Annotated in this window: 6 protein-coding genes and 1 pseudogene; 4 read left to right on the plus strand and 3 right to left on the minus strand. The window is 51.0% G+C overall.

The window, feature by feature from the left end:
* A pseudogene (locus APQ99_RS12075) lies at nt 1–243 on the minus strand (IS4 family transposase); the annotation flags it as partial.
* A gap of 305 nt (nt 244–548) precedes the next feature.
* Between APQ99_RS12075 and APQ99_RS12080 the strand changes: the two are divergent.
* Nucleotides 549–1814 carry a chitin synthase domain-containing protein gene (locus APQ99_RS12080; protein WP_136361047.1) on the plus strand — a complete coding sequence of 422 codons (1266 nt, stop codon included), beginning with the start codon at nt 549–551 and terminating at the stop codon, nt 1812–1814.
* 222 nt (nt 1815–2036) lie between these two features.
* Here APQ99_RS12080 and APQ99_RS12085 read toward each other — a convergent pair whose 3' ends face one another.
* Nucleotides 2037–3785 (minus strand): ABC transporter ATP-binding protein, encoded by a 1749-nt coding sequence (locus tag APQ99_RS12085; protein WP_244289009.1) that lies wholly within the window; start codon nt 3783–3785, stop codon nt 2037–2039.
* A gap of 743 nt (nt 3786–4528) precedes the next feature.
* Here APQ99_RS12085 and APQ99_RS12090 point away from each other — a divergent pair.
* The gene (locus APQ99_RS12090) at nt 4529–5515 is read left to right on the plus strand and encodes a D-glucuronyl C5-epimerase family protein (protein ID WP_136361045.1); all 987 of its coding nucleotides are present in this window, start codon (nt 4529–4531) and stop codon (nt 5513–5515) included.
* Nucleotides 5516–5786: 271 nt separating this feature from the next.
* Entirely contained in the window at nt 5787–6917 is a 1131-nt protein-coding gene (locus tag APQ99_RS12095; protein ID WP_136361044.1) for a glycosyltransferase family 4 protein, read from the plus strand.
* A 6-nt stretch (nt 6918–6923) separates the two neighbouring features.
* On the opposite strand, the gene APQ99_RS12100 is transcribed toward APQ99_RS12095, so the two are convergent.
* The gene (locus APQ99_RS12100; protein ID WP_209000312.1) at nt 6924–8168 is read right to left on the minus strand and encodes a glycosyltransferase family 4 protein; all 1245 of its coding nucleotides are present in this window, start codon (nt 8166–8168) and stop codon (nt 6924–6926) included.
* 371 nt (nt 8169–8539) lie between these two features.
* On the opposite strand from APQ99_RS12100, the gene APQ99_RS12105 reads away from it, so the two are divergent.
* Entirely contained in the window at nt 8540–8740 is a 201-nt protein-coding gene (locus APQ99_RS12105; protein ID WP_136361043.1) for a ribbon-helix-helix protein, CopG family, read from the plus strand.
* The last annotated feature ends 45 nt before the right edge of the window (nt 8741–8785 follow it).

Here is an 8785-nt window from a genome sequence, read left to right on the forward strand (position 1 = left end):
ATAGGAGAGTTCATCGCAGTCGGACATTTCGACGAATCGTTCGAGAAAAGCCTGTACAGATCGGTCTGACCCAGCAGCGAAGCCAAGTGAAAGCGTGTAGAACAGCGCAACAGCGTCGAATTTCCGTTCACGCTCGACGAGATTCGTTGCGCGAGCGCGCTCGCGCAACTCATCGGAGGGAAACGCTCTTTGAATCCGATCAACAATCACTGAATCCGGTGGGGAGTAAGTCACACTATCCACCGGATTTCTCTGACTGGTAGTTACAACGATATCTAATCAGACGACGGTACACTCTGCTAAACTAGAACGGATGGTCGAGTGCTACGGTGCTACCAGCGTGCTTGTACGAACCAGTCCTCCAAGTAGCGGTTGGCAAAATCTACTACAAATGGCCAGCAGAGAGCAACACTACAGTGACCGGACAAACTACCATATTAGCGCGTCGAAACTATGAACCTTGTTGGTACCGAGATCCAAGGACGATTTCTCCAACCGCCTCTCTCAAGTTCAATAAATATAACTGACTACATCCTAGTGGAGTTACCGTGTCGTTGGATTCCGATCAACGTACAGACCAACATAACTACGAATTTCCGCTTTGGGTTCGGATTGCAACGCTCTTGCTGATTTCTCTTGGAGTTTTTGGATCAATTCTACCTGGTATCCGAACAAACATAGGGTTTCTATTTCCCTTCCGACTATTTCTTCCAGTTTATATTACGGTTCTAGCTGGAGCGATCGTTTTGTACAGTCAGGGTAAAATTCGATTTCCGAGATTATTTGTGGCGCTGTCGGGCCTTGTGTGTCTTGGTATGTTTAGTTTTCTCTATGCGGTACAAAACGGGACAGGGTCTGGGGTTTTGCAACCAATTGTACTACTAACTAAATTCATTCTTCTCATTAGTATTGTAATTACCCTAAACACCCGTCGCTGGGTCTATCGAGGGTGGATATTACTCGTCGGACTAGTCTTGCTTGCATTTATTATAGCATTATTTGAATATTCGACTGGGTGGCACTTCGCAGGTAGTCAGTTGCAACAACTCCCCAATTATCCACCATACTCGAGTTGGGTGACTACATGGTATACCAATGTTAATGACTTCGCGTTCTTCCTTCAAATGGCCACGATTCCTGCACTGGTCATGGGATTGAATCCGACTACAACCTCTAAAAAACGTATATCATTTCTTGGAGTTTGGACCATTAGTGCTTATCTTGTTGTTCACCTTGGTGCTCGAGCCGTGATACTCGCTTATCCCATTGTTATTGCAACCACTCTTGGATTAATATATGGGAATATTATTCGACAAACTATTCGACAAATACCAATTCGTGTTGGTAAAATTTTGATTCCACTATTTGGATTGGTTTTAACTACGGTCTTTGTTTTAGTTCCAAACCCAACGAATCCTGGATCTTCAATCTGGATTCGCTGGCAACTTCAAAAGGCCGCAGTATTAGGGGGAGACGTATGGGGGCACGGATGGGGCAGTAGTCCCACCGTCATTAGCCAAACCTCAGTTTCTACGGGGGGGATTTTATCACCTCATAGCTGGTTTGGTGCTCTCCTTACTGATACCGGACTACTTGGCCTTGCTCTCTTCCTCGTATTTTACGGTGGTCTCGTAGTTGGCCTAGCCCGGATAGCTAACCTCCGAGATCCAGTTCCGGTAATGAGTATAACTTCTCTAGTTGCACTTCCAATCGCTGGACTTGGTCCAAGCAATGTACTCTTTCTGCCGATGTTCTGGATCGTTATCGGCCTTTCAATCAGTACTTTACAAGTTTCCTCTTGGCACATTAGCTAGATGAGTGAATTTCGGCAAGCGAGTGGCTCAGCATCGAACTACACATCCGAAGTTGGGTGAGGTTCGTAACTACACCGCTGATAACTGCTCGATATCGTTCGTCCTAAAATAAACGAGATCAGCTTCTCCGAAATCCCTCTCACCGTCAACCAGACGAAATCGACCGGTACAGCTCAGCTAGACTGTACCGTGGAATATGGTGTGGAGTTCTTTATCGTGTAGTTATTCGTCCGCCGAATACAGCTCTGCATACGTTTCTTCCGCTTTGAGCAGTTCCTCGTGGGAACCGACCTCTTCCACGCGACCGTTCACCATCGTGTAGATGCGGTCGGCGTTCCGAACAGTCGAAAGGCGATGAGCAACCACGACCAGTCCGTGTTCGGCGTCCAGTGACTCGATACCATCGTGGACGTCCTCCTCGATGTTCGTGTCGAGGTCGCTCGTTGCCTCGTCTAGCAGGAGGAAGTCGACATCTCGAACCAGAGCACGGGCTAACGCCACACGCTGCTTCTGGCCGCCCGAGAGGCGAACGCCATCGTCACCAAGGGTCGTCTGGTATCCCTCCGGAAGTTCGTCGAGGAATTCAGTCACACACGCGAGTTCACACGCCCGTTCGATCTTCGACTGGGACGCGTCGCGGTTGCCAACTCTGACGTTGTACTCCAGTGTGTCGTTGAAAATGTATGGGTTCTGACGAACCATCGAAAGGTGTTCCCGCCACTCCGCGAGGTCGAACTCTTGGATTGGAGTCCCGTCCGCACGGATTTCGCCCGAGTCTGGTTCGTACATCCGTGCCAGCAGCGACACGATTGTCGACTTCCCAGCTCCGGAGGGGCCGACGAACGCGATGAACTCTCCGCGCTCAACCGAGTAGGTGACATCATCGAGAACCTGCTCGTCGCCGTCGTACGAGAAGTCCAGCGAGTCAGCTTCGATTCGCTCTATCTGTGACGGTACCGGCGTGTTGCTATCCGTTGGCTCCTGGTTGGTCCGCATCTCGTCGATTAACTGCTCGGTTCGAACGAGGTGGGGGAGGTCTCCCTCGAGCCGGTAGATCCAGGTGTTCAGGTTGCTGATTCGTGGGGAGAGGCGGAACATGGCGAACAGGAAGACGCCAAGGCCGCCCAGAGACAGGGACGAGAACTCGAGTGCGAAGTAAATGAGCACAAAGACCGTGATTGCGGTGGTCAACTGGTAGAGATTCTGGATTGCTGCCTGATTCCGCCGAAGAGTGACCTTCGAGCGTACGAACGTGCCGACGTAGTCGTCGAAACGTTCGAAGAATTCCCCGGACAGCCCGAACAGCTTCACGTCTCGGATACCTTGTGTTCCAGCCTGGACGACCTCCTGAACGCGTTCATTGGCTTCAGCAACACGGTCACCTACCGCGTATCCAGACTCGATCCGATTTCGGATGAGGAACGTAAGCGCCCCCAAGATAGTACCAGCAGTAAGAGTCAGCCACGGGGAGAGGTACATCGCAACAGCGAGATACATGAGACTCAAAATACTTTGTTCAACAATGCGGACCAGCCGCATAATTGCATAACCTGCTTCCCGCGACTGAGTTACAATCGCGTTCAGTATTTCGTCTGATCCTTGCTGGTCAAAGTAGCCAATACGGGCATTGAGCGCGCTATCGTACGCACGTGTCTGAATATCGCGGACGTAGTGTACCCGAAGCTTGGCGCGGAGCCAGGCGACGAGGAACGTCGATGTGTACCGGAGGGTCATAACAAGTGCGACCCCCACAATGATGTACTCGAGCACAAAGGGAACGCCGAAGAAATCATAGACTTGCATGAACCCCTGAACTAACGTTCCGGGGTCACCTTCACCCCGAGCTTGTTGAATAATGGGTAGAAGGTAGCTCACTCCGATCCCCTCCAGTATGGCAGCAAAAACACTCAACACGATGATTCCGACAGTAAAGAGAGGGCGATAAAGAGCCACCCGCTTGATCGCGTCCATTTTCTCTCTGAAGGATAGTTGGTCAGACATCGAAGTCGTTGGTTCGTGTATCGAGTACAGGGGATTAACTCGCACGGTATCGCTTCGAAGATTCGAGAAACAACCCCCGATTCCGAGTAGATTAGCGCAGCGAACAGCGTGGGTCGAGGAGAACGACCGCCGCGTCACGCCGATTTATACGGTGTGGGGGTTCGGCAAGTACGCAGCCCCCGTTCTGTGACGGTTCTCGGCGGTCTCGCAGCAGCAGGGATGATTTAGCATGACTGAACGACTACACGACACGTTCTCGGAGTTGTACCGCTCAAAGAGCCACGAACGCCACAAGCCAAAGCGAGGCGAGGTAATCGACCTCGAAGGCAGCGACGTAGACAACGCAGGCACACTCAACGTCGAAGGCGCATTCCTACGGCGTCTGCTCTTGTACGCCCAACGACTCGGACTACGCTGTCGGGGAAGTGGCGCTCTACTTCAAGGAGGACGACACCCTCTACAAGCGCCCCCACGGCGGCATCGAAACCCAGGTTGGCGGGAGCAGCGAATGGAGTATCGACAGTAACGGGAATCTCCCGTCCAGCGACAGTGAACCCGTGAGCGTTGAATCGCTAAGTGCAGCGCACCCTCTGAGAACAAAGTAGAGGCTGACAACATTGAGAAGAATCTTTGAAACCCCGGGGGTTGTTGTAAGCTAGTAAGCCATACCTTTATAATACTTAACCATTTTATGAAGATATCATTTCGCGCGATTGAAGACGCTCGAAGAATATCCCCAATATATGACTGGACCGATTGATCGGCGGACATTTCTCGCTACTGCTGCGATAGGCCTCACTGGGTGTGTCGCGTCACAAGCATCGCCGTCTCTTAACGAGGAGAACGTTCAGCAAGCGAACTTCGAGCTTGTCACACTACCGTATGATCAGTGGCCATCCTCAAATCCAGACCGACAATATTACAGTCCAGAGGAAGTCTCTGAGCTCCCCGATTTGAAGATGTACAGGGGCGAATCGGGCGCAACGCATGCCCTTCAGACGTCACGCCAGCTGAACCTCGTTGCCCAAAGTATCCGTCATGCGGACTCAACCGGCGTATTCGAGGACGCCGCAGATAGACTCACAGACGCCTATGTTGAGACTGCAACCGGGTTCAAGAATGCGTTGTTCTTCCCCTACGAGTTCGAATTTAATGTCCACGGGAATCCGGCTCATAAACTACCCTCACCGTGGTACTCGGGGATGGCCCAAGGACTTTCACTCGGGACGTTCGCACGACTCTACCACCTAACTGGTCGCGACAGATACGCACAGCTCGCTGAACGGACATACAAAAGCATTACAGACGTTCGTCTACCGACATCAAACTCTCCGTGGGTATCGACGATCGACGACGAAGGGTACTTCTGGATTGAGGAGTATCCGATGCAAAAGCCCGCACATACATTAAACGGGAAGATTTTTGCCATTTATGGGCTCTACGAGTACTGGCGGGCGACTGGACGGGACGATGTTGCTGTAACAACTCGGGAAGCGATGACGACCGTCCGTGACCATCTACCAGAGTTCCGAAAGGAAGGTGGGGTCAGTCGATACTGTCTAACGCATGATGTAACCGCGGAAGGGTACCATCAAATTCACGTTAGGCAGTTCCGCCAACTCGATGAAATGACGGCTGGTACAGCATTCGGAGAGTGGGCAGACCGATATCAGTCTGATTTCTGGACAAGCAAAGAATGACAAACAGATATCCGTGATTCTGTTTGTGGCGATTTTTCCTGACGCCTGTTGAGCGGCGAAAAGCTACTAGTTTTCGAGACGAACAACAAATCAGTCAAGCAGTCAATCCTGACACCGACTTAGCGGGTGTTTCGGCTCCTTTTGAGTGAAAGAATGCGGCTGGATTAGTGATATCGAGACTATTCGAGATACCCGATATCTCAGGTGGGCAAGTGCAACAAGTTCATTACTTACCCTATCCAACCGGTCTACAATTCTCTCTGGATCTAAAATGGACGCAGTACACCTGACGACTGCCCACAAAAGTACAGATACTCGGATTTTCGATAAGGAAGCCACCAGTCTCGCGGATGCGGGGTTCGACGTTGGTATCCTCGCACATGATGCTCCGGAAGGAGAGCGGAACGGTGTCCAGTTCACCGACTTGGGTTCAGCTCCAAGTCGAACCGATCGGTGGTGGAGTATCCCCAAGGTGGCTCGGATCGCGAAACAGCTTGACGCCTCGGTTTATCACTTTCACGACCCGGAGTTAATTCCAGTCGGATTATACCTCACAGAGACAACTGACGGGGCCGTGGTGTACGATGTCCACGAGGACTACAGTCATGTAGTTACGACTCGTGAATGGATACCCAACACAGTTTCAGAACCACTCTCGTATGTGATTCCAAAGGTCGAAAGAGCAGCCGCGAAGCGATTCGATGCCATTGTGGCCGTTTCAGACTGGATTGCTGCCCCCCTCCGTAAGTTGGGGCCACCAGTCACCGTCGCACACAACTTCCCTCGAACTGAAACGCTACAGCCAGCCACAGAGCGTATCGAACGTGAACAAACACACGTCCTCTGTTACGTCGGCGGCATCCAAGAGCTACGAGGAATATATCGAATGCTGGATCTTCTGAGGGTACTGCGAAATCGTGGAGTCGATGTCGAGCTCTGGGTTCTCGGCGCATGGTCGCCTGATGAGAACCACGCACAGGTAGCTCAGTTTGTCCAACAACACGAGCTGGAAGACTATGTTCAATTTCCTGGATATCTCGACTATGAGAAAATGTTCCAGTACCTTCACTCAGCGGATGTAGGCATCGCGTTATTAGATACCAATCACTATAAGCGAGGTGTCCCCACGAAGTTCTTTGAGTATCTCTATGCTGGACTACCAATTGTAACGACCCCCGTCGATGCTGTATCGAAGTTTATGCCAGAAGAATTCTGTCAAGTGGTCTCTCAAGGAGACGCAGAGACCGCTGCTGATGCCGTCGAAGCAGCACTCCAAGAGGACCACAATGCGAGCGAGATGCGAGCGCTCGTCGGGGAGAAGTACAGTTGGGAACACGAATCGGCGAAAATCATTAACCTATATGATCACCTTCTTGATGAGAATCCCAGAAAACAGGCCTAACGGATCTCAGTTCGATTTATTTTCAACGACCGCCCGTAAGTCCCGAGAGTACGCTAACGCAATCTGGTTCCAAGAGAAAGACTCACGAGCAAGTTGCCTGCCGTTCTTACCAAGTTCCTCACGAAAGAAGCTATCGTCTCGAAGATTACGAATTGCGGCCGCTAGTTCATCTCCATCCTCGGGTTGGAACGTGATTCCGGCATCACCATTCTCGAGAATTCGTGCTGCCGTTCCCTCGACACCCAGTAGAATTGGTAATTCAGCAGCCATCGCTTCGAACATTTTCGAGGGGATCGCAGTACGGAACAACTCCTTGTCCTTCAGGTGAACTAATGCGGCATCGGATAGCGCCAGAAGCTCCGGAACGTGTTTTTTCGGATGTCGACCCGCAAATTGCACAGAGTCTAGGCTCCGTCGCTCAGCTTCTGCTTTGAGGGCGTCGGCTTCAGCGCCTGTGCCAACTAGTAGGAATAGGACGTCGTCGAGTTCTTCTGCTGCATCAAGAACGACAGATAATCCATGTGCTTTCCCGAGCGTACCGACGTAGGACACCACGAAATTACGCTGTAATTCTTCAACTATGTCTGAATCAAGCGACCAATCTGATTCGTCGACATCGAAGTATTCCGGATCTACGCCGTTGTGGTGAACGAGAACATCCTCGTTATCAACTCCTACTGCTTCGATTTCCTCCTGAAATCCTTCCGAGACAACGACGACACGGTCCGCATGACGATACGTAAACTCGATCGCCCAGCCGAGTGGCCGTAGAATTACTTCGTTGAGGTCGCTGAGAGACGTGATTGATTCGGGCCACAGGTCTCTGACTTCGAACACGAACTTCGAACGTTTCACCCTTGCAACAAGCCATCCAGCGGGCCCAGTCAGTGGCTGAGGTGATGTCGAAACGACGATATCGTGGCGCTTAATCCAAAGGCCAGCAACAACAGCAGCAAACATGAACCAGATGAATTTGAGGGCGCGTCGTCCGAACCTCTGGTTCGATGCAGGGATAGTTTTCACTGAGATGACTCGAACATTATCGCGGTCTTCTGAGTACATCCACTTGTTACTGTAGCCGTCGTATATTTCGCCTTCTGGGTAGTCTGGAGCAGACGTGAGAACCGTGACATCGTGGCCACGTTCCGACCAACGTGACGTCAGTTCACTCACTCGCGTCGGTGCAGCACCGGTTTCCGGAGGAAAGTACTGGGAAATAAAAAGAATCGAACAATCCGCAGCCTCGGCCATGCCTAATTGTGGTCAGTCAAAAGGATATTCTCTTCGGTACAGTATGGTTAAATAGACTCGAATCACAGAACATTTAAATATCAGTTTGAGAGACAATTCAGCTAATGAATCGCCGAAATTTCTTAGCTAGCACAACTGCTCTATTAGCTGGATGTCAAGCCCCTGGAAGTGGCAAGTCCAAAAGTAAATACAGCCAACGATCGAAAGAACAACGGGAAGTCGAAATATCCGGAGTCAATACGTTAGCAACCGACTATGAGTTACTAGAGGTTGAGGGTGTCATAGAAGAGTTCTCATGGTTTGCTGAATCAGCTCTAACGAATTGAAAGCGCCGTACACTTGGTGCACGCTATTTTTAGCTTGTCGTAGCTATGGCAAAAGAGAAATTCGGAGTCGCTGTTGACGAGGAAATTGTGCGAGAAGTGGACGAACTGGTCGCTGAGTGTGACGATCTCGGAGCCAGCCGCTCCGAGATCGTCGAGGCCATCCTCACAGCGTTCGTTCAATCTGAGTCAAACCACGCTGAGCGAGTGAGAGAGATCATAATTCGGAAACGAAAGGGCACTCTCTAAGCATCTCAACATACCGTGCACCAAGTGCACGACTTTCTAAGCTAG

The organism is Halobacterium salinarum DSM 3754, assembly GCF_008124605.1.
Classification (GTDB): Archaea; Halobacteriota; Halobacteria; order Halobacteriales; family Halobacteriaceae; genus Halobacterium; species Halobacterium salinarum.